Origin of the sequence: Pseudomonas sp. S09G 359 (assembly GCF_002843605.1) — a bacterium.
Taxonomy (GTDB): Bacteria; Pseudomonadota; Gammaproteobacteria; order Pseudomonadales; family Pseudomonadaceae; genus Aquipseudomonas.
The window spans coordinates 2,888,470-2,910,380 of sequence record NZ_CP025263.1 but is presented as its reverse complement, the minus strand read 5'-3'; the positions used below and the strand labels follow the sequence as shown (position 1 = coordinate 2,910,380).

General features: G+C 60.3%; 17 protein-coding genes. 14 read left to right on the top strand and 3 right to left on the bottom strand.

Annotation, left to right across the window (positions count from 1 at the left end; all coding sequences use genetic code 11):
- Positions 1-48: 48 nt before the first annotated feature.
- Positions 49-549 (bottom strand): thiol peroxidase, encoded by a 501-nt coding sequence (gene tpx / locus CXQ82_RS13055; protein WP_101269525.1) that lies wholly within the window; start codon positions 547-549, stop codon positions 49-51.
- A 159-nt stretch (positions 550-708) separates the two neighbouring features.
- Here tpx and CXQ82_RS13050 point away from each other — a divergent pair, with 159 nt between their 5' ends.
- The 10 genes from CXQ82_RS13050 (at position 709) to CXQ82_RS13005 (ending at position 16,139) form a co-directional block, all read left to right on the top strand.
- Positions 709-1,992: a glycosyltransferase gene (locus CXQ82_RS13050; RefSeq protein WP_101269523.1), complete on the top strand. Its 1,284-nt coding sequence runs from the start codon at positions 709-711 to the stop codon at positions 1,990-1,992.
- Positions 1,993-2,064: 72 nt separating this feature from the next.
- Positions 2,065-2,970: an AraC family transcriptional regulator gene (locus tag CXQ82_RS13045; RefSeq protein WP_101269521.1), complete on the top strand. Its 906-nt coding sequence runs from the start codon at positions 2,065-2,067 to the stop codon at positions 2,968-2,970.
- A 279-nt stretch (positions 2,971-3,249) separates the two neighbouring features.
- Positions 3,250-7,491, top strand: a complete 4,242-nt coding sequence (locus tag CXQ82_RS13040) for a dermonecrotic toxin domain-containing protein (protein ID WP_101269519.1) — start codon at positions 3,250-3,252, stop codon at positions 7,489-7,491.
- 219 nt (positions 7,492-7,710) lie between these two features.
- Positions 7,711-9,033 carry a sugar ABC transporter substrate-binding protein gene (locus tag CXQ82_RS13035; RefSeq protein ID WP_101269517.1) on the top strand — a complete coding sequence of 441 codons (1,323 nt, stop codon included), beginning with the start codon at positions 7,711-7,713 and terminating at the stop codon, positions 9,031-9,033.
- A 175-nt stretch (positions 9,034-9,208) separates the two neighbouring features.
- On the top strand, positions 9,209-10,099 hold the full coding sequence (locus CXQ82_RS13030) for a carbohydrate ABC transporter permease (protein ID WP_101269515.1): 891 nt from the start codon (positions 9,209-9,211) through the stop codon (positions 10,097-10,099).
- A gap of 10 nt (positions 10,100-10,109) precedes the next feature.
- Positions 10,110-10,940: a carbohydrate ABC transporter permease gene (locus tag CXQ82_RS13025; RefSeq protein WP_101269513.1), complete on the top strand. Its 831-nt coding sequence runs from the start codon at positions 10,110-10,112 to the stop codon at positions 10,938-10,940.
- A gap of 23 nt (positions 10,941-10,963) precedes the next feature.
- Complete coding sequence (locus CXQ82_RS13020; protein WP_101269511.1) at positions 10,964-12,067, top strand: ABC transporter ATP-binding protein; 1,104 nt, start codon at positions 10,964-10,966, stop codon at positions 12,065-12,067.
- Between the two features lie 16 nt (positions 12,068-12,083).
- Positions 12,084-13,565 (top strand): mannitol dehydrogenase family protein, encoded by a 1,482-nt coding sequence (locus tag CXQ82_RS13015; RefSeq protein WP_101269509.1) that lies wholly within the window; start codon positions 12,084-12,086, stop codon positions 13,563-13,565.
- Between the two features lie 141 nt (positions 13,566-13,706).
- Entirely contained in the window at positions 13,707-15,188 is a 1,482-nt protein-coding gene (xylB, locus tag CXQ82_RS13010) for a xylulokinase (RefSeq protein WP_101269507.1), read from the top strand.
- A 12-nt stretch (positions 15,189-15,200) separates the two neighbouring features.
- The gene (locus CXQ82_RS13005; protein WP_101269505.1) at positions 15,201-16,139 is read left to right on the top strand and encodes a carbohydrate kinase; all 939 of its coding nucleotides are present in this window, start codon (positions 15,201-15,203) and stop codon (positions 16,137-16,139) included.
- Between the two features lie 116 nt (positions 16,140-16,255).
- Here CXQ82_RS13005 and CXQ82_RS13000 read toward each other — a convergent pair whose 3' ends face one another.
- Positions 16,256-17,497: a hypothetical protein gene (locus CXQ82_RS13000; RefSeq protein ID WP_101269503.1), complete on the bottom strand. Its 1,242-nt coding sequence runs from the start codon at positions 17,495-17,497 to the stop codon at positions 16,256-16,258.
- A 202-nt stretch (positions 17,498-17,699) separates the two neighbouring features.
- On the opposite strand from CXQ82_RS13000, the gene CXQ82_RS12995 reads away from it, so the two are divergent.
- From CXQ82_RS12995 to CXQ82_RS12980, 4 genes are all read left to right on the top strand, one after another.
- Positions 17,700-17,942: a hypothetical protein gene (locus CXQ82_RS12995; protein ID WP_101269501.1), complete on the top strand. Its 243-nt coding sequence runs from the start codon at positions 17,700-17,702 to the stop codon at positions 17,940-17,942.
- A gap of 76 nt (positions 17,943-18,018) precedes the next feature.
- Complete coding sequence (locus tag CXQ82_RS12990; protein WP_101269499.1) at positions 18,019-20,622, top strand: autotransporter outer membrane beta-barrel domain-containing protein; 2,604 nt, start codon at positions 18,019-18,021, stop codon at positions 20,620-20,622.
- A gap of 90 nt (positions 20,623-20,712) precedes the next feature.
- Positions 20,713-20,982 (top strand): DUF2790 domain-containing protein, encoded by a 270-nt coding sequence (locus tag CXQ82_RS12985; RefSeq protein ID WP_101269497.1) that lies wholly within the window; start codon positions 20,713-20,715, stop codon positions 20,980-20,982.
- A gap of 78 nt (positions 20,983-21,060) precedes the next feature.
- Entirely contained in the window at positions 21,061-21,459 is a 399-nt protein-coding gene (locus tag CXQ82_RS12980; RefSeq protein WP_101269495.1) for a hypothetical protein, read from the top strand.
- On the opposite strand, the gene CXQ82_RS12975 is transcribed toward CXQ82_RS12980, so the two are convergent.
- On the bottom strand, positions 21,456-21,725 hold the full coding sequence (locus CXQ82_RS12975; protein ID WP_101269493.1) for a DUF1652 domain-containing protein: 270 nt from the start codon (positions 21,723-21,725) through the stop codon (positions 21,456-21,458). The two genes, CXQ82_RS12980 and CXQ82_RS12975, sit on opposite strands and share 4 nt — an antisense overlap.
- Positions 21,726-21,911: the final 186 nt, after the last annotated feature.

Below are 21,911 nucleotides of genomic sequence, written 5' to 3'. Positions count from 1 at the left end.
CATGTAGCAAGCGTGTTACTGCAAAACGACAGTAACGCGCAGAAACAGTTACTTCAAAACAGCCAGGGCTGCTTCGTAGTTTGGCTCCTGGCCAATTTCCGCCACCAGCTCGCTGTGCAGCACGTTGTTGTTTTCGTCCAGTACCACCACGGCGCGGGCGGTCAGGCCTTGCAGCGGGCCGTCAGCCAGGGAAACACCGTAGTCGACAGCGAAGTCGGCGTTGCGGAAGTCCGACAGGCTCAGCACGTTGTCCAGGCCTTCGGTACCGCAGAAACGCTTCTGGGCAAACGGCAGGTCGGAGGAGATGCACAGCACCACGGTGTTGCTGACATCGTTGGCCTGGGCGTTGAATTTACGCACCGAGGTGGCGCAGGTCGGGGTGTCGACGCTTGGGAAGATGTTCAGTACCTTGCGCTTGCCGGCGAACGTTTCCAGGGTTGCTTCAGACAGGTCGACGGCGACCAGGCTGAATTCTGGGGCGGTGGAACCGGTTTTCGGCAATTCGCCTTCAACCTGGACAGGGTTACCACGAAGGGTGACTTGAGCCATGAACGGAATCCTTATGCTGGGTTTTGGTTAAACGAATTCGAGAGGCCGAAGTTAACCACAAAGTGCCGTGGCTACCTACCGCCAGACACAAATTGTCATGTCGCCGGGTTGTGGTTTAATTGCGCGCTTTGCGCCTGCCCTTGAAGGAAACCGTTGTTGATGAATCAGCCCGCCACCAAAGTCCTGGTCATTGGTTACGTCTGGCCGGAGCCGCGTTCCTCGGCCGCGGGCGGGCATATGATGCAGATTCTCGAGAGCTTTCTTACGCAAGGTTGGGACATTACGTTCAGCAGCCCTGCCGCACTCGGCGAGCACAAGGCCGACTTGCTCACCCTGGGCATCGCCGAATGCGCCATCGAGTTGAATAACAGCAGTTTTGATGACTTTATCCGCGAACTGGCCCCGGATATCGTGCTGTTCGACCGTTTCATGATGGAAGAGCAATTCGGCTGGCGCGTGGAAAAATGCTGCCCCGACGCCTTGCGAGTGCTGGAAACCTCCGACCTGCAAAGCCTGCGTGACGCGCGCCACCAGCGCCTCAAGGACCACCTCAAGGCTGACAGCGAGGATTTCACCGCGCTGTTCGCCCCGGCGCTGGAAGAAGAATTCCAGCGGATGGCCGACACCGACCTGGCCAAGCGCGAAATCGCGGCGATTTATCGCTGTGATATCAGCCTGATGATCTCCGACGTGGAAATCCGCCTGCTGACTGAACAGTTCAAGGTGCCCACCGCGCTGCTGCACTGGTGCCCGCTGATGATGGCGCCGCCGGCCGAGGCCTTCGCGCCGTTTGAAGACCGCGCGCACTTCCTCAGCATCGGCAACTTCCGCCACGCACCCAACTGGGATGCGGTGCTGTGGATGAAGAACAGCGTCTGGCCGCTGATTCGCCAGCAACTGCCGGGCGCCCAACTGCATATCTATGGGGCCTACACCCCGCCCAAGGCCACGGCCTTGCATAACCCGGCGCAGGGTTTTCATGTGATGAACTGGGCCGAGGATGCCCTGCAGGTGATGACCGCCGCACGTATCTGCCTGGCGCCCCTGCGGTTTGGCGCGGGCATCAAGGGCAAACTGGCCGACGCGATGCTGTGTGGCACGCCGAATATCACCACGCCGATCGGCGCCGAGGCCATGGGCGATGCGCAGCCCTGGCCGGGTGTCATCGAACAGAGCGCCCCGGCCCTGGCAACGGCGGCCGTGGCGTTGTACCAGGACCGCGAACGCTGGACCCAGGCTCAGGAAGATGGCCGCCAGTTGCTGGCCCGTCGTTATGACCAAAGCGTCCACGGACCGGCGCTGGTAGCCTGCCTGGACCATTGCCGCAGCCGCCTCGCCGCGCATCGTCGGGATAACTTCACCGGCAGCATGCTGCGCCACCATGCGCATAAAAGTACTCAATACATGTCCCAGTGGATCGAGGCGAAAAACCGCACGGTATAAACACCGAGGCTGGCGAGGTTGTGCGCAAGGGGGCATTATCCTACGCAGCAACCACAATAAAGCGACGGCAGCATGACCCGAGCAACGCGTATCACCGACCCTTCCTACGAGCTGATGGACGATCACAACGGTCTGTCCATCATCTATCGCCAACACGGCTTCCCCTGCCCGCTGGTGCGCTGGCATTTCCACAAGGAATACGAGCTGCACCTGATCGTCGCCAGCTCCGGCAAGGTATTTATCGGCGACTACATCGGTAATTTCTACCCCGAAAGCCTGTTCCTCACCGGGCCCAACCTGCCCCACAACTGGATCAGCCAGGTCGAGGAAGACGAGGTGGTGCCCAAGCGCGACATGTTGGTGAACTTCACCGACGAACTGTTCGAAGGCGGCAGCCATATTTTCGCCGAACTCAAGAGCCTCACGCCCTTACTGGAACGCGCGCAGTACGGCATCGAATTCCGCTGCAAAAAGACCATCGCCCAGGCCATGACCTTGATGCAGCGCATCGAGGACGCCCAAGGCATGGCGCGCCTGGGACACTTTTTTATCTTGCTGGAAGTGCTCAGCGCGTGTGAGGACTACCAACTGTTGTCCGGCGTGAACACGCCGCAGGTGGCCGACGAACATAGCGTCGACCGCACCAACCGCGCAGTGGACTATATCTTCGCGCACTACGCGCGGGAATTGCCGCTGGAGGAAGTCGCGGAACACTTGGGAATGAAGCCGACGTACTTTTCCCGTGTGTTCAAACAAGCCACAGGCCGCACGTTTATCGAGTTCGTCAATCGCTTGCGCATCAGCAAATCCTGCGAGTTGCTGGCCGATGGGGACAAGGCGGTAACCGATGTGTGTTTTGAGTCGGGGTTCAACAATATCTCCAACTTCAACCGGCGCTTCCAGCAACTCAAGGGGATGACCCCGTCCCACTATCGCCGCCTGGCGGTACAGCGCTTGACTGAGCAGAACATGGTGTAGATAGGCGCCTGCTATTTACCCCCATGCCTTAAAGCCTTCACCGCCACGCGCCCATAGCCACCCGCCACTACCCGCCACTACCCGCCTAATAGCTTGTAACACCAGGCGAGGAACTTCCGTGGGCGCTTAACCAATCAATCAACGATTTAACAACCCACCACTACGCAAGTCGACCCCAACCGCATCGAGGCTTTTTGATCGTCAGGCGCTGAGGGCATTGATTTCAACCTCCCTTAGAGCAAAACAACCACGACTTACTTACCAACGGATGCCGCCTCCATGAGTGACGAGTCATTACGCAGTAGCGTTCTCAATCCTTATGTCGCCCCCGCCTATCTCCCCTCCGAACAGACGATTATCAAGCCCGCACGGATCAAGCGTGCCAGTGCAGTGGTGAGCCTGGAAACCCAAAAGCTGGCAACTGAACTGATCAGAGCCGGCGACAAGGCGCTTTCATTCAAGTACAGCGTTGCGCTGAAGGATCGAGCCCTTTTCGGTCAAGGGCAAAGGCAAGGCAGGCCGGCCGCCAGGACCATTTCCGATATCCCGGCCTTCTCGACGTTCGGCATGGCCTGGGCCGAGCTGACGCATGCGATTCAAAACGAGCCATTCGCAAGCTTCGCCAGCAAACACAAGATCGACACTTCAACCCTGCGGTTGAATACTGAGTCGGGATGGCAGCTCGAATGCATTGCAGACGGCAAACGTGCGACCTTTTCTAAATACGATCCCGGCTGGTGGCAGGCGACCGCAGCGGTGACCGCCGCCGCTCAAGCACTCACGCCGACGCTCAAACTGAACATTGACTATACCGACGCAAACCATGCACCTGCGGATGTGATCGGCGACTTCTACGCTGCAAGCACCAACGGTTCAATCGGCGAAAATTTATACTCAATCTTCCAGCAGAACAAAAACCAAACGTTCGAAGCGCTGCGCGAACCTGACGCCACAGCACCAGAGTTCAACCGCCCGGCCTATAGATACGTCCGCCAACGACAGCAGGAGGCGATAGCCGATCTTTCTGTTCAAATCGCAAAAAACCCGAAACTGTTTGCACCCTCTCAACCCTCGCCCATCCCAGGCACGCCTAACCCCCCCTCCCCGGCCATCAACCCGATGGCGGCGATTGCACGCCGCCAGTTTGCCGGTGAGCCCACGCTGCACACGGTGATTGCTCGATTGCTCGGCGATAAGCTCAAAGCAAGCGCCCCGGGGCTGGACATCGACGTCAACCGACTCGCCATTGCAACACCCGACCCGGATCACCCGGGGCAATTCAAGCAAACGCACTTGATGACACTTGCCTGGGATTACCTCACAGGTGGCGACGCCCCAGTTTTCGGCACCACCCATAGAGTGCTGGATACCCGCCCTGATTTACTCGAACGAACGGGCAACCCTGCTGGCGTTCCGTTGCCCCTCGACCTATCAGCCCTCAGCACCGCCATACGTGCGCTTCCCGGCCAATTGAACGCGGCCTTGGACACTGACTCGCGGGCCTATTGGAGCCAACCCGCCTTCAGCACCCCAAGCGATGCCGGCACTGTCTTCCCAGGCAGTCACCGCGCATTGGTCAGCCATATTCTGCGCAGTAACCTGCAACAAGCCGGCCTGAAACAACCCGGGCTGGACGACGAGCAGCGCAAAACCGTGGACATGCTCGTGAGACACCCTCAAGGTTCGACGCGCCCCGCACCCCTTGGCCCCAAGACATCCGGCGCCAGCGTGTATGCCTTGCCCGGCGCCTCGCCGGACCTGCTGATTCATCGCGGTTTGTCGCAACCCGACCGCGAGATTCTCTTGCGGGTGGAGCCCAGCGGGAACATCACCCCCTACAGTTCCTGGGATCAACTGCCCAACGAAAAGCGCCACCTGGAAGCGCTGACCGGCAATATGTTCGACGCTCAGGCCGACATCGTGATCAAACAGCATCAAGGCAACAGCCTGGTCAACGCCCCACCCCTGATTGGCGCACAGCCCTCGCCGCAAGCAAAAACCACGCTGCCCGATTGGCTGGGTACAGCCGGCGAAGCCGAACGTTTTGTGATGCATGAGCTCAGTCTCGGCCTGGCCAGCTTCACTCAACTGAACAAGGGGCGCGGGTACAACAGCGACATCCCGGACATCCGCACGTTTGCGCAGGCGCAATTCGACAGGTTGCCCGAAAGCCAAAAACTGACGCAGTACGCTGCCAAGGACTTGGAGGTGGTCTTCAAGGTGCCCTACGGGACGCTGAGTTCCGGCGGTATCGACCGCCAGACCATGAGCCTGACCGACATGCTCCTCAACAATCTGTCGGGCCTGCCGGATGGCCAGATAGAAGTCTTCTTCAAGACCGGGCTCAAGGAGAACGGCGTAGAAATAAAAACCAGGGTACCCGCGCTAGAGAAAGAGCTGGTGCTCAAGGCCCTGGTCGACAACCTTGATATCGGCAAGACCTACCCCGCGTTGCTGAAGGAAAAACTGCTCGATAACCGCGCAAAAAAATCCGAGCGCCAGGCGCTGTTTGCCCAACAAGTGCCTATCGAAACACAGATGAAAGCACTGGAACTGAGCATCAAGGGCGAAGCCGGTTTCAACCCCACAGGGTTCCGCTACGTGCAGGAGATCCTCAAGCCGGGCGCCGGCCCCAGGACCGTCGACGGCAAGGACATCACCCTCCGGCCGCTGGCCTTCGATAACCAGGCCAATGGCAAAATCGATGTGGTTGAAGGCGCCTACCTGATCGAGCCCAAGGACAGTAGCACCGGCCCGCATATTCTCTATCGCCCGCTGATTGCCGATGCGCCGCTGCTGCAGTTTGCGTCGCGCCAGGCACTGCTGGAAGCCATACAGAAAAAGGGCAAGCTGCAAAACGACACCCTTGCCTGGCTGCCCGACGAAAACACGCGGCAACTCTATAGCGGCAATGGCTTCAAGCACCCCAACCTGGTGTTATTCGGCTTTAACCTTGGGTCTGTGCCCCTCAATGAGACCATCCCCCTGGCGCAGGACAGCCGTCTGCAGCAGACGCTGCAAGCCGGGACATTGATGGAGCACCTGTACGAAGACAACGCCCGGAACCTGATAAGCCTGGCTGAACACCACTCCACATCCGACGCAAAAAGCCGCTGGGCGTCCCTCAAACACGGTGGTTTCCTGCTGCTCAATGCGCTGCTGCCAGCGCTGCGTGGCCCCGCCGCCACACTTGGACTGCTGCTGCAGGCGCCGGGCACCCTCAAGGACATCGAGGCCCTGGGCGGCGATAACACCACGGACAAAGAGGCAGCCCTGACTGACCTGCTGCTCAACCTGGCGACCTTATTGGTGCATTTCAAGCCACGCTCATCGAGCGGCGCCACTAAGATGGCAAACGCCGGTTCGGTATTGGTCGAGAATACTGCGCCCTTCGCCACACCCCCGAAAAACCGCATCGTGCTGGGCGGTCCGGCGGAGATCAAACCGCTGGCTGGCGACATTCAAGCCTTTGTCGACACTTACAACGGCAAACAACGACTCAATATCATGGGTCATGGCGAGAAACCTATCGGTGAGCAGCCGGCACACATCTATGGCGAAGGCGGCAAGCAGTACACCGCTGAAGATATTGACCAGGAGTTGTTGGCGCGCGGCATAGACATTCGAAGTTATCCCGAGGTGCGGTTATTGGCCTGTTATTCCAGTAACGGCGGAGAGCAGTCCCTCGCAGCGAAACTCAACGCACTGACTGGCGTGCGCGTAAAAGGGTTCGAGCAGGAAATCATTACCGACTACGAAGGCATTGACGACGAAGATCCCTACAAGCTCTACGCCAGCGCATTGGCGCATTACCGCAAACAATACGCCGGCCTCAGTGACGCTGACATCCACCTCCTGGCCGAAAGACAACTGGACCGCAAACTTGCCGGGCGTGACATCAACTTCAACATCTTGAAAGACAACGGTACGCAAATTGAACTGAATATAGGCAGCGCGGAAAAACCGGTCTTCTATAGAACCCAGGTTGATTACCAACCGCGCACCTATGGGCCGCCAAAGATCAAACCGGTGTCCGCAAAACCGGTTGAAGTGCTGATGGGTTACTCCCACACGGCTGAAGATGCGCACTCGGTATTGTCGACTCGCAGCCTCACGGATTGTTCTGCACTTGCAGTGCTCAGCGACCTCAAGGACGGTGTCTACCAAAAACGCACCCTGATGCACCTGACCGGCAGCAATCTGGAATACGGTTTATTCGATAATGATACCTACCAACTGCTGGATGAGCTGGATCGGTCGTTGGCCAATGGTGGCAAGGTCATATTCGTTGGCGGTGTGGAGTCCCAATCCACAGCGGGCATGGGAAGTGTCCTGGATCAAAGCTACCAAGGTAAGAAACCGCTGCTGGACCTCCTGAGAAAACCGGGTGTGGACACCGTAATCGCCAGCTCACTGGGCGTTGATATCAACCCGGACGGAACCTTCAAGTTGATAGAGGGGACCGGCAAGGGCACCTTCAGCCAACCCATGATCGAGGCCGTCTTCGACTTCGCAGAGTAATCCGGGCAACCGCCTCCCCCGCGTCGGTTTTTGCAAACGGTGCGGGAACGGTGCGGATTCAGCAGTGCAAAAAAGTATCAGTCCAAGTGCGCCCAAGGATTTGTCTTATGTCTATTTGAAGGCTGTAATCAACGCACACTCTTCCTGACTGTTCGTAGGAAGACACAACAACAATAACTGTCCTTCTGTAGCCCCCTGGGCGCGGAAATGGAGTGCGCGATGAAGTTCACAGCAAAAACTCTGCTTGCCTCTACCTGCATGACAGCATGCATGACCCTCAGCGCCGTCAGCTTTGGCGCGCAAACCCTGACCATTGCCACCGTCAACAACAGCGACATGATCCGCATGCAAAAGCTCTCGAAAACCTTCGAGACCGAGCATCCGGAGATCAAGCTGAACTGGGTGGTGCTCGAAGAAAACGTGCTGCGCCAACGCCTGACCACCGACATCGCCACCCAGGGTGGGCAGTTCGATGTGTTGACCATTGGCATGTACGAAGCTGCACTGTGGGGCGCCAAAGGCTGGCTGGAGCCGATGAAAGATCTACCCGCTTCCTACGACCTTGATGATGTATTCCCGTCGGTACGTGATGGTTTGTCCGTCAAGGGTTCGCTGTACGCCCTGCCGTTCTACGCCGAAAGCTCGATCACCTATTACCGCACCGACCTGTTCAAGGACGCCGGGCTGACCATGCCCGAGCACCCGACCTGGAGCCAGATCGGCGAATTCGCGGCCAAACTCACCGACAAAAGCAAAGAGCAATACGGCCTGTGCCTGCGCGGCAAAGCCGGTTGGGGTGAGAACATGGCGCTGATCACCACCTTGGCCAACGGTTATGGTGCGCGCTGGTTCGATGAAAAATGGCAGCCTGAGTTCACCGGCCCTGAGTGGAAGGACGCGCTGAACTTCTACGTCGACAACATGAAGAAATCCGGCCCGCCGGGTGCTTCCAGCAACGGTTTCAACGAAAACCTGGCGCTGTTCAACAGCGGCAAGTGCGCGATCTGGGTCGACGCCAGCGTGGCCGGCTCGTTCGTCACCGACAAGACCCAAAGCAAAGTGGCTGACCACGTTGGCTTCACCTTTGCCCCGCACGAAAAAACCGACAAGGGCACTTCGTGGTTGTACTCCTGGTCCCTGGCGATCCCTACCAGTTCCAAGGCCAAGGATGCCGCCAAGGTATTCACCAGTTGGGCCACCTCCAAGGAATACAGCCAGCTCGTGGCCAAGACCGACGGCATTGCCAACGTACCGCCAGGCACGCGCAAGTCGACCTACAGCGACGAGTACATGAAGGCCGCGCCTTTCGCCAAGGTGACCCTGGAATCGCTGAAAGTCGCGGACCCGACCAAGCCAACCCTCAAGCCGGTGCCGTATATCGGCATCCAGTTGGTGACCATTCCTGAGTTCCAGGCGATTGGCACCCAGGTTGGCAAGTTCTTCTCCGGCGCGCTGACTGGCCAGCAAACCGTGGAGGCCGCATTGACCGCCGCGCAGACCACCACCGAGCGTGAAATGAAGCGGGCCGGTTACCCCAAATAAAGCGGGTACACCCCTTTAAATGTGGGAACTGCTTTATGTGGGAGCTGGCTTGCCTGCGATGCAGGCGGCGCGGTCTGTCAGGCAGACGGCGCTGATGCCATCGCAGGCAAGCCAGCTCCCACACTGACCGCGTTCCACCCCAGATTCTGTATGCATCTGACTGGCCATGATCACTATGAATACACCCTCCAAAAACCGCCTGGCCAACCCCGGCTGGTTTCTCGTCAGCCCCTCGGTGGCCTTGCTGCTGCTGTGGATGATCGTGCCGCTGGGCATGACCCTGTACTTTTCATTGATCCGCTACAACCTGCTCTACCCTGGCGAAAACCAATTCGTGGGGCTGGAAAACTTCACCTACTTCATCACCGATTCGGGCTTCCTGCCCGGCGCCACCAACACCTTGTTACTGGTGGGCAGCGTATTGCTGATCAGCGTGGTGTTTGGCGTGTTGATCAGTGCCCTGCTGGAAGCCAGTGAGTTCTTCGGCCGTGGCCTGGTGCGGGTGTTGCTGATTTCGCCGTTCTTCATCATGCCCACCGTCGGTGCGCTGATCTGGAAGAACCTGATTTTCCACCCGGTGTCAGGGATTCTGGCCGCCGTGTGGAAGTTATTCGGCGCCGAGCCGGTGGACTGGCTGGCGCACTACCCGCTGCTGTCGATCATCATCATTGTGTCGTGGCAATGGCTACCCTTTGCCATTCTGCTGCTGATGACCGCCATGCAGTCCCTCGACCAGGAACAAAAGGAAGCCGCACGCCTGGACGGTGCCGGCGCCATCGCGATCTTCTGGCACCTGACCCTGCCCCACCTGGCCCGCCCGATAGCCGTGGTGGTGATGATCGAAACGATCTTCCTGCTTTCGGTGTTCGCCGAAATCTTCACCACCACCAACGGGGGCCCCGGTTACGCGTCCACCAACCTCGCCTACCTGATCTACAACCAGGCGCTGGTGCAGTTCGACGTAGGCATGGCCTCGGCCGGCGGCTTGATTGCCGTGGTCATCGCCAATATCGCGGCGATCATCCTGGTGCGGATGATCGGCAAAAACCTGACTGACAAGCCTTGAGGGCCGCGCCATGACGCTTCAACAATCCCGCCGCCTGCAAAGCCTGTTGCTCGGCACGTTGGCCTGGGCCATCTCGATCCTGATTTTCTTCCCGATCTTCTGGATGGTGCTGACCAGCTTCAAGACCGAAATCGACGCGTTCGCCACGCCGCCGCAGTTCATCTTCACGCCGACGCTGGAGAACTACCTGCACATCAACGAACGCAGCAACTATTTCAGCTACGCCTGGAACTCGGTGCTGATTTCCTTCAGCGCCACGGCCCTTTGCCTGCTGATCTCGGTACCGGCCGCCTACTCCATGGCGTTCTACGAAACCCAGCGTACCAAGGGCACCCTGCTGTGGATGCTGTCCACCAAGATGCTGCCACCGGTGGGCGTACTGATGCCGATCTACCTGCTGGCCAAGAGCTTTGGCCTGCTGGATACGCGCATTGCGCTGATCATCATCTACACGCTGATCAACCTGCCGATTGTGGTGTGGATGGTTTACACCTACTTCAAGGACATCCCCAAGGACATCCTCGAAGCGGCGCGCCTGGACGGCGCGACCCTGTGGCAGGAAATGGTCCGCGTGCTGCTGCCCATCGCCAAGGGCGGCCTGGCGTCCACGGTGTTGCTGTCGCTGATCCTGTGCTGGAACGAGGCGTTCTGGTCGCTGAACCTGACCTCGTCCAACGCCGCGCCTCTGACCGCGCTGATCGCCTCCTACTCCAGCCCCGAAGGCTTGTTCTGGGCCAAATTGTCTGCCGTGTCGACCCTGGCCTGCGCGCCGATCCTGATCTTCGGCTGGATCAGCCAGAAGCAGCTGGTGCGTGGTTTGTCCTTCGGCGCCGTTAAATAATAATTCCAAGCGGAGGGCCCATCATGGCCAACCTGAAAATCAAGAATTTGCAAAAAGGCTTCGAAGGTTTCTCGATCATCAAGGGCATCGACCTGGAAGTGAACGACAAGGAGTTCGTGGTGTTTGTCGGCCCCTCGGGCTGCGGTAAATCCACCCTGCTGCGCCTGATCGCCGGCCTCGAAGAAGTCACCGAAGGCACCATCGAACTGGATGGCCGCGACATCACCGAAGTCACCCCGGCCAAGCGCGACCTGGCCATGGTATTCCAGACCTACGCGCTGTACCCGCACATGAGCGTGCGCAAAAACATGTCGTTCGCCCTCGATTTGGCCGGCGTCGACAAGAAGCTGGTCGAGAGCAAAGTCAGCGAAGCTGCGCGCATCCTGGAGCTGGGCCCGTTGCTGGAGCGCAAGCCCAAGCAGCTGTCCGGCGGCCAGCGCCAGCGCGTGGCCATCGGCCGGGCGATTGTGCGCAACCCGAAGATCTTCCTGTTCGACGAGCCGCTGTCCAACCTCGACGCGGCCCTGCGCGTGCAGATGCGCCTGGAGCTGGCACGCCTGCATAAAGAATTGCAGGCGACCATGATCTACGTGACCCACGACCAGGTTGAAGCCATGACCCTGGCCGACAAGGTGGTGGTGTTGAACAGTGGCCGTATCGAACAGGTCGGCTCGCCGCTGGAGCTGTACCACCAGCCGGCCAACCTGTTTGTGGCGGGCTTTCTCGGCACGCCGAAGATGGGTTTTCTCAAAGGCAAGGTCACGCGTATCGAGAGCCAGGGCTGTGAAGTGCAGCTGGACGCGGGCACGACCATCAGCCTGCCGTTAAGCGGCGCGACCTTGAGCGTGGGCAGCGCAGTGACCCTGGGCATTCGCCCGGAGCACCTGGAAATCGCCGCGCCGGGCCAAACCAGCCTGACCGTCACCGCCGACGTCGGCGAGCGCCTGGGCAGCGACACCTTCTGCCACGTGATCACCGCCAATGGCGAGCCGCTGACCATGCGCATTCGTGGCGACATGGCCAGCCAATACGGCGAGACCCTGCACCTGCACCTGGACCCGGCACACTGCCATCTGTTCGACACCGACGGCGTGACCGTGGCCCGACCACTGCGCGCTGCCGCCTGATTTCGCGAGATTTGTGATGAAACTGAATAAACAGAACCTCAGCCAATTGGCGCCGGAAGTGAAAATCCCGGCCTACGCGATTGCCAACACCACGCAAGGTATCGCCCATATCGGCGTCGGCGGTTTCCACCGCGCGCACCAGGCGTATTACACCGATGCGCTGATGAATACCGGCGAGGGCCTGGACTGGAGCATCTGCGGCGTTGGCCTGCGTGCCGAAGACCGCAAGGCCCGCGACGACCTGGCCAGCCAGGATTACCTGTTCACCCTGTATGAGCTGGGCGACACCGACGACACCGAAGTGCGCGTGATCGGCGCCATCAGCGACATGCTGCTGGCCGAAGACGGCGCCCAGGCATTGATCGACAAACTCGCCAGCCCCGAGATCCGCATCGTTTCGCTGACCATCACCGAAGGCGGCTACTGCATCGACGACAGCAACGGCGAGTTCATGGCCCACCTGCCGCAGATCCAGCATGACCTGGCAAACCCAAGCACCCCGAAAACCGTGTTCGGTTTTATCTGCGCCGCGCTGACCAAGCGCCGTGCTGCCGGCACCCCGGCATTCACCGTGATGTCCTGCGATAACCTGCCGCACAACGGCGCCGTCACACGCAAGGCCTTGCTGGCGTTCGCCGCCCTGCACAATGTCGAGCTGCATGACTGGATCAAGGCCAACGTGAGCTTTCCGAATGCCATGGTCGACCGCATCACGCCGATGACCAGCACCGCCCACCGCCTGCAACTGCATGACGAGCACGGCATCGACGATGCCTGGCCGGTGGTGTGCGAACCCTTTGTGCAATGGGTGCTGGAAGACAAGTTCGTCAACGGTCGCCCGGCCTGGGAAAAGGTCGGCGTGCAATTCACCGATGACGTAACGCCCTATGAAGAGATGAAAATCGGCTTGCTCAACGGCAGCCACCTGGCCTTGACCTACCTGGGCTTCCTCAAGGGTTACCGCTTCGTTCACGACACCATGAATGATCCGGTGTTTGTCGCCTACATGCGTGCGTACATGGACCTGGACGTAACGCCCAACCTGGCGCCCGTGCCGGGTATCGACCTGACGGACTACAAGCAGACCCTGGTGGATCGCTTCTCCAACCAGGCCATTGCCGACCAGCTGGAGCGCGTGTGCTCGGATGGTTCGTCGAAGTTTCCCAAGTTCACCGTGCCGACCATCAACCGCCTGATTGCCGATGGGCGTGAGACCGAGCGTGCGGCACTGGTGGTTGCAGCCTGGGCCTTGTATCTGAAGGGTGTGGATGAAAATGGCGTGAGCTACAAGATCCCTGACCCGCGTGCGGAGTTCTGCCAGGGGCTGGTGAGCGACGATGCGTTGATCAGCAAGCGCCTGTTGGGTGTGGAAGAGATTTTCGGCACGGCTATTCCCAACTCGCCTGAGTTTGTGGCAGCGTTTGAGCGGTGTTTTGTGAGTTTGCGCGATAACGGCGTCACCGCAACCCTACAACAACTCCTGAAGAAACCGGCTTAAAAAAATGTGGGAGGGGGCTTGCCCCCGATAGCGGTGTGTCAGCCAAAGATGCATCAACTGACACTCCCTCATCGGGGGCAAGCCCCCTCCCACATTTGACCGGGTTACCAATCCAACAATAATACTGCTGAGCACACCATCATGACCCAGCAAAACCTCTACCTCGGCATCGACTGCGGCACTCAAGGCACCAAAGCCATCGTCCTCGACGCCTCCAGCGGCAAGGTGCTGGGCCTGGGCGCTGCCAGCCACACGCTGCTCAGCGGCGCCAATGGCCGTCGCGAGCAACACACCCAGGAATGGCTGGATGCCTTTACCGAAGCCACCCACCGCGCCCTGCAACAGGCCGGCGTGGACGGCCAGGACATCCTCGGCATCGGCGTTTCCGGCCAGCAGCACGGCCTGGTCCTGCTCGATGACCAGGGCCAGGTGCTGCGCCCGGCCAAGCTGTGGTGCGACACCGAAACCGCGCCAGAGAACGAGCGCCTGCTGCAACACCTGGGCGGCGAAAGCGGCTCCCTGGAACGCTTGGGAGTGGCCATTGCGCCGGGCTACACCGTGTCCAAACTGCTCTGGACCCGCGAGCAACACCCGGAAATCTTTGCCCGCATCGCGCATATCCTGCTGCCCCACGACTACCTCAACTACTGGCTGACCGGGCGTGCCGTGGCGGAATACGGGGATGCCTCGGGCACCGGTTACTTCAATGTGCGCAGCCGCGAATGGGACGTGGCGCTGCTTCAACACATCGACCCCAGCGGTCGCCTGGAAGCCGCACTGCCGGAGCTGATCGAGGCCGACCAGGCCGTGGGCACGATCCTGCCGGCCATCGCCGAACGCCTGGGTATCAACCCCAATGCCCGCGTGTCCAGCGGCGGCGGCGACAATATGATGGGCGCCATCGGCACCGGCAATATCGCCCCGGGCGTGATCACCATGAGCCTGGGTTCGTCCGGCACCGTGTACGCGTTTGCCGACCAACCGAATGTGAGCCCGCAGGCCTCGGTCGCCACCTTCTGCTCCTCCAGCGGCGGTTGGCTGCCGTTGATCTGCACCATGAATCTGACCAACGCCACCGGGGTCATCCGCGAGCTGTTCGAGCTGGACTTGAACGCATTCAACGCCCTGGTCGACCAGGCCCCGATTGGCGCCGACGGCGTGAGCATGCTGCCGTTCCTCAACGGTGAACGCGTGCCCGCCCTGCCCCATGCCACCGGTAGCCTGCATGGCCTGACCATGACCAACCTGACCCGCGCCAACCTGTGCCGCGCCGTGGTCGAAGGCACCACCTTCGGCCTGCGTTACGGCCTCGACCTGCTGCGCCAGACCGGTCTGCAAAGCCTGCGCATCCGCTTGATCGGCGGCGGCTCGAAAAGCCCGGTGTGGCGGCAGATGGTCGCCGATATCATGAACACCGAAGTGGTCTGTACCGAACAAAGCGAAGCCGCCGCCCTGGGCGCGGCGATCCAGGCGGCGTGGAGCCAGTCCGGCGAATCCCTGGCCAGCCTGTGCGACAAATGCGTGAGTGTCGACCCGACCAGCCGTACCCTGCCGGTGGCCGCGCATGTCGCGGCCTACCAACAGGCTTACGAGCGCTATCAACAGCTAGTGGCAACCCTTTAAGAGCGAACGACTATGTATTTGGTGTGTGGTGAAGCGCTGTTTGATTTTTTCAGCGAGGAGGATGCCAGCGGGCAGGCTTCCAAAGTCACTTACAAGGCGATTGCCGGCGGTTCACCGTTCAATGTCGCGGTGGGTTTGCGCCGCCTCGGCATCGAGGCCGGGCTGTTTGGCGGGCTGTCGACTGATTTTCTCGGGCGGCGCCTGCTGCAAGTGCTCAGGGATGAAGGCGTGAGCGAACAGTTCCTGGTGGAATTTGCGGCGCCCACCACCTTGTCGATGGTCGCGGTGGGCGCCGACGGCTCACCGCAATACAACTTTCGTGGCGAAGGCTGCGCCGACCGGCTGCTGGAAGTCGCGCACCTGCCGGTGCTCGGCGATGACGTGCGCGGGCTGCATATCGGCTCGTTCTCCCTGGTGGTGCAACCGATTGGCGACAGCCTGCTGAGCCTGGTCAAGCGCGAAAGCGGCAAGCGCCTGATCAGCCTCGACCCCAACGTGCGCCTGAACCCGCAGCCGGATATCCAGCTGTGGCGTGACCGCGTGGCGGAGTTGGTCGAGCATGCCGACCTGATCAAGGTCAGCGATGAAGACCTGCACCTGCTCTACCCCGACCAGTCCCCAGAGAGCGTGCTGCAGGGTTGGCTGCAGCACCGTTGCCAGCTGGTGTTCCTCACCCGTGGCGGCGACGGCGCCAGCGTGTTCAGCCGCCAGCATGGCAGTTGGTCGGCACCGGCGGTAAAGGTGGTGATGGCCGATACCGTCGGCGCCGGCGATACCTTCCAGGCCGCGCTGATTGCCTGGCTGACCGAGCAGCAGCTGGATTCAGTCGCGGGGCTGCAACAGCTCAGCCGCGCGCAGATCGACAGCATGCTCGGCTTCGCCATCCGCGCGGCGGCGTTGACCTGCACCAAGACCGGGCCGGATCTGCCGTATCGTCAGCAACTGGGCTGAACACACCCGCGCCAGCCCGACTGTATAGCCGGGCATCTGCAGGTTTCAGCAGCAATCCCGGGGGCGGTCGTAGCAAGGAAGTTTACCCGCCCTGATTTACCCGGAAACCTTCTCGCCTACGGCAACGTGGCGACCACTGCATCGTCGGTGCCAGCGCTGTCTTCGGCGCCTCCTGCCACGTAGGCGCCATTCGCCGATATCGCTGTCAGCCCGCTTTCCTGACCTCCGGCGAATTGTGGGATAGCCACGGTTCCCCCCGCAGACGTCCAGGTGGCCGCCTGGGAGTGCTCACCCGCATTTTCGCTGGTGAGTGCGACGGTGTCGTTATCGCTCAACCCCACAAAGCGTATATGCGTGCCGCCCGGGATCTCCGCGATCAACTGGGTGGTGCCGGTCGAGGGTGTCCAAAATGCCAGTTGGGTCTGACCGTTATTGTCCTGATAAGACACAACGGCATGGCCGTTATTGTTCAACCCCTTGCTGCTGATTTGCGGTGTACCTGGCACCCCACTGATGGTGCTCAGTTGAATCGGCGCGGCGCTCGGGCTTGACCAGTACACAACGTGAGACACATCCGGAGCCGTGAAGTGGCAGGTGCCGAGCATCTGCACGGCATTGTTGAGACTGCTGACGGAACAGTGCGTGCTGCCGGCCGGAACGGGCAACGTCGTAGTGACCAAGGCGCCCAGCAGCCCGGTCTTTTGCACGATTTTTCCGACCAGGTTGCCGGTCGCGGGGTCCGGGCAGTTGATAGCGGTGCTCGGTACACCGCTTATAAGCGTGTTGTTAACGCTGACGGGAAGGCAGGCGTCATGCAAAGCGGATAATTGCAGCGGAACCGGACTCCCCGGAAACCACAACACAGCTGTCGCAACATGGGTCCCGCTAAAGCTCCCCCCTGCAAACACACCACTGTGGTTATAGGCGCTGATAAGCGTATACGTCTCAGGTAACAATCCCGTACCAAAAATCGACACAGCCGGCAACGCCACCGGAGCGGTGCCCGGCGCTGCGCTGTTCCACACCACCGCGGTGGATCGGTTGTCCGCCGTTTTGCACACCCCGCCAATTTGCCCACTGTTGTTGATCACCTGAGGGGCGCAGCTTTGGCCACTGACCAAGGGGGTTAACGGAGTTTCAACGCCGGGCGTGAGTGCCACCCAGGCCACAGATGGCCCCGATGAGTTACCGGGTTTGCAGTTCCCCACCACAATCCCCGCGTTGTTCACACCACGGGAAAGACATTGCGCACCGGCGGCTGTCCCCTCCCCGGTAAACGTGGCTGCGCTGGCCGGCCCCGTATAGGCGATCGAAGCCAGCATGGAGAAAGCGAGGCAACTTTTAATCAAGGTATTCATGGCTGTTCAGTCCCTGAAGCATAGATTTCATGGCCGGCAAATGCAGTTTCTCAGGCGCGGGTATACATAAGCTATGGCACAAATTTCAGCGCTGACAACTGTCAAAGTTGACAGGTTGTGCGCTGCGAAATAAAGGCGTATTGGGAGTACTACAGGCGTAGCAAACGGCAATTGCCATCTGCCAACTCGAGAGGAACCTTCCATGAAAAATGCAACGATCTGCTTATTGTGGTGCGTGGTGCTGGCGACATTGGCGGCACACGCTGAGAGCGCGAATGCAGATGGGTCAGACGATGGCGTTTACAACACGTACTTCGCTGTATTCGACTCGCAAATATTTATTGACGTGTTGCTCAAGGGCCCTTTACTTGGACTGCAGCCAACAATTGGAGAAGTCGGGATATATGGCGATATAGAGGCGGGCATCGAGAAAGACGACTTTTAACGACTTCCGCAGATGAAGCGTTGGTCGGTAAACCCAAGGCTATGCGCAGTTATTTGTACACAAACAGGACCGACTCATGGGCACAGAACGCGCTTGGGGTTACTGGGCCGTTTTAGCTGTCGGCATCCTCTCACTTCCTTACATAAATCCGCCTACGGCGCTCGCCGCCTGCACACTGACGCCTGGGCCGGGTGATGACACTTTTACCTGCGACAGCGGCAACAGCGCGGGCCTTACCGATCTGTTGGGCAACAACCGCCTGAACCTGCCGGCGGGTGGCACCGGCACTATCAATGGCAACGTCACTTTCGGCGCCGGCGTGGATGTCATCCAGATCGATTCCGGCCTGGTCACCGGCACCGTGCAGCAAGGCAATGGCATCGACACCTTCACCATCAGCGGCGGCCAGATCCAGGCCCTGGCCCAGGGCGACGGCCGCGACACGTTCCTGATGACGGGCGGCACCATTGTCGGCGCCTTCGAGGACGGCGACACCGCGCGGCAAACCGGCGGCAGCATCGGCCGGGTCGATATGAAACTCGACAACAACCTCTATGACCTGTCCGGCGGCACGATCCTTGGCAACCTGGTGACCGGTTTTGGCACCGACACCATCATCGTTTCCGGTGGTTTCATCGGCGGTAATATCAGCACCAGTGGTGGCGATGACAGCATCAGCGTCAGTGGCGGTGTGATCAATGGCGAGATTCGCGCCAGTATCGGCAATGACACCTTCAAGTGGACCCATGGCGGCCAGATCAACTCGGCGGTGCTGATGGGCGACGGCAACGACACAGCCGTGCTCAGCGGCCTGGGCGAAAGCCTGTTGAGTACCACCGCGTCGATCGACGGCGGGCTGGGCAACGACCAACTGAGCTTCGACAACAGCACCTCAAGCACGGCCGCGCGCTATATCGGCTGGGAAACCGTCAACCTCAATAACCACTCGCGCCTCGACCTGGCCGGGGATTTTTTCCTCGGTGACAGCGCCAGCAATACCGGCACGTTCAACATTGATGGCAGCAGCACGCTGGCCGTGAACCAAGGCAATCTGCGCGCTTATACGGCAGGCCAACTGACGACGCTGAACAACGCCGGCACCATCGACATGACCACCGGCAGCGCCAGTGCCAGCGACGTGCTCAGCGTGCATGGCAACTACGTGGGCAATAACGGCCAAGTGTGGCTGCAATCGGTACTCGGCGACGACACCTCCGCGGCCGACAAACTGGTGGTGGCCGGTGGCACGCTGACCGGCCACAGCCAGCTGGCCGTGAGCAACCTCGGCGGTGCAGGCGGTTTTACCCAGGGCAGCGGGATTGAAGTGGTGCAGGCGCTCAATGGCGCCGTCAGCAACGCTGATGCGTTTTCGTTGCGTGGCTCAGTGTCGGCGGGAGCCTATGAATACTTGCTGTTCAAAGGCGGCGTCACCGCCGGTACGGAGAACAACTGGTACTTGCGCTCATCGGTGGTGGCCGTGCAATCGCCGGCCGTACCGCCGGAGCCACCAACACCGCCGGTGGTGGTGCCGGTGCCTCCGATCCCGCCGACGGCACCGGTGGTTGACCCCGATGAACCGCCGGTGGAGCCGCCCACCTCGCAGCCAGTGGCCCCAATCGCACCACCGGCGCCGCCGCCCAGCCAGGTCGCGGCGGCCGCTTCACCGCAGTCTGCCGTCGGTAGCCCGGTGCTGCCGACCGCCATTGCCGGCGACGCGCCGATCCCGCTGTATCGCCTCGAAGTGCCGGTGTACTCAGTGGTCATCCCCGCCGCACAGCTGATGACAGTGCAGGCACTCGGCACCTTTCATGACCGCCAGGGAGAACAAAGCCTGCTGAGTGAAACCGGGGCGGCACCGGCCGGCTGGGGTCGGGTGTACGGCAGCGATTTCAACAAGCGCTGGTCGGGCACGGTGCAGCCGAGTTTCGACGGTTCACTCACGGGTTATCAGGTCGGCCATGACCTGTACGCCGCGCAAACCCTTGGCGGGCAGCTTCAGCGCGTTGGCCTGTTCGTCGGCCAGAGCCGCCTGCAGGGTGACGTCAAAGGCTTCGCCATGGGCTTTGCGGACAACCGCGCAGGGCGGGTAAAACTCGAAGGCGATAACCTCGGCGCCTATTGGACCCTCACCGACCCCGGCGGCGCGTATGTAGACCTGGTCGCCATGGGCACCCGACTCGACGGCCACAACACTTCCGTGCGTGGGGTGAAGCTCGATACCCAGGGGCACGCGTTGACGCTGTCCGCCGAAGCCGGCTACCGCATTACCGTTTCCGAACAGTGGGTGGTCGAACCCCAGGCTCAGGTGATCTATCAGAAGGTCGACCTGAATGACCAGAACGATGGCATTTCCACGGTTGCCTTCGATTCCCAGGACTACTGGACCGGCCGCCTCGGCGCCCGCATCAAGGGCCATTACCGGCTGCGCACCACGCCGATTGAACCCTACCTGCGGGCCAACGTCTGGCGCACTTTCGGCGGCACCGATACGGTGACCTACGCAGGCACCGACCGCATCAAAAGCGACCACGCCGCCAGCAGCGCCGCGCTCGGGGCGGGAGTGGTGGCGAGGCTGTCGTCATCGGTGAGCGTGTACCTGTCGGCCGACTACAACACCCACCTGGACGGCAACACGTTGGAGGGTGTGAGCGGCAATGCCGGCGTGCGCATGAGTTGGTGAAGATGAAGGTTTTGTCAGCCAGGCCGAAATTAATCGATGGTTAATCCCCCAAGCCGACAGTGAACCTGTACTCATTGACGGAGAATCACCATGAAATTGCGCACTGTGATGCTGTGCGGCGCATTCGCGCTGGCAGCCCTGTCGGGCCTGGCCCAGGCCGATGAGCAAAGCGCTGTAGTCAAACCCGTGCCCTACCAGTACGGCATGCCGATGAACATCGCCAAGGTCCTGGCCATGAATGAAACCCCCACAAACGACTGCAAAGTCATCAAGGCAGATATCAAGTTCCTCGACAAGGCCGGCAAAGTGGAGGACGTGAGCTATCGGAAAATGTCCGAAGCCTGCGACTTCCAGAACTGAGCCGGTGCAGCACCCACGACAAGCCCGCCTATAACGGAGTAGTCTTGCGGGCTTGTCCTACGGCTGAAAGGATTCACCATGCAGTTGAGCTTCCGCCCCCTCGCCACCTTTACCGCCCTGCTGTGCTTCGCCCTCGCCCTGGTCTGGGGATTGCGCCCCGACCTGCTGCTTTGGCTGTGGAGTGTCGAATACTCAAGCGCCACCGGGTTGGTTTCACGCCGCAACGCCGCGCTGTTCCTGGGCATCGGTATCATGTTCTACCGCGCTCGCCATACACCGCCCAGCGATACACGTCGCGCCATGACCACCGGGTTCATTGTTGGGTGCCTGGTGTTGGCCGTACTGGGATTCAGCGAATGGATCAATGGTAATGCCGGCCCTGGGATCCTGCTGGCCGTGGCAACAGAAACCGTATTGGGCCTGGCGTTTATCCAGGCCCACAGGTCTTCGGTCATCCACCCTCAAGCGTCTACCTAGTAGACGCCGCGCCCCGCCGCTCTTTGCAGGACGGGTGTGTGGGCATGCTTGAGGTCTTCGCGCAACCCGGCGATCAGGTTGCAAATGGCTCGACTGCTGTCGAGTTTGTCAGCGTTTATACCTTTGACTTCCAAATCCACCCGGTCACGGTCACGGTCGTCATAGACCTTGATCGTCAGCGAAGCATCTTCGGCTTTGGTGCATTCGCACCGTTTAGGCAGGAAACTTCCTTCAATAATACTGCGAAGTTCTAATTCCGAAAGCATGGTCAACCTCTCCTTTCTTGAGACTGCCAACAGGTTATTGTGTGTCTGGCGAGCCCTTGCCCGCCACGCCTTACCGACCCTGGCAGACGCTTACAAAACCCAGCGTACTCGGCAAAATCCAGTTCTGTTGTAACCATTCCTCATAAGCGCGTAGCGCCGTTATATAAGTAAAATCGCCATGTTCAA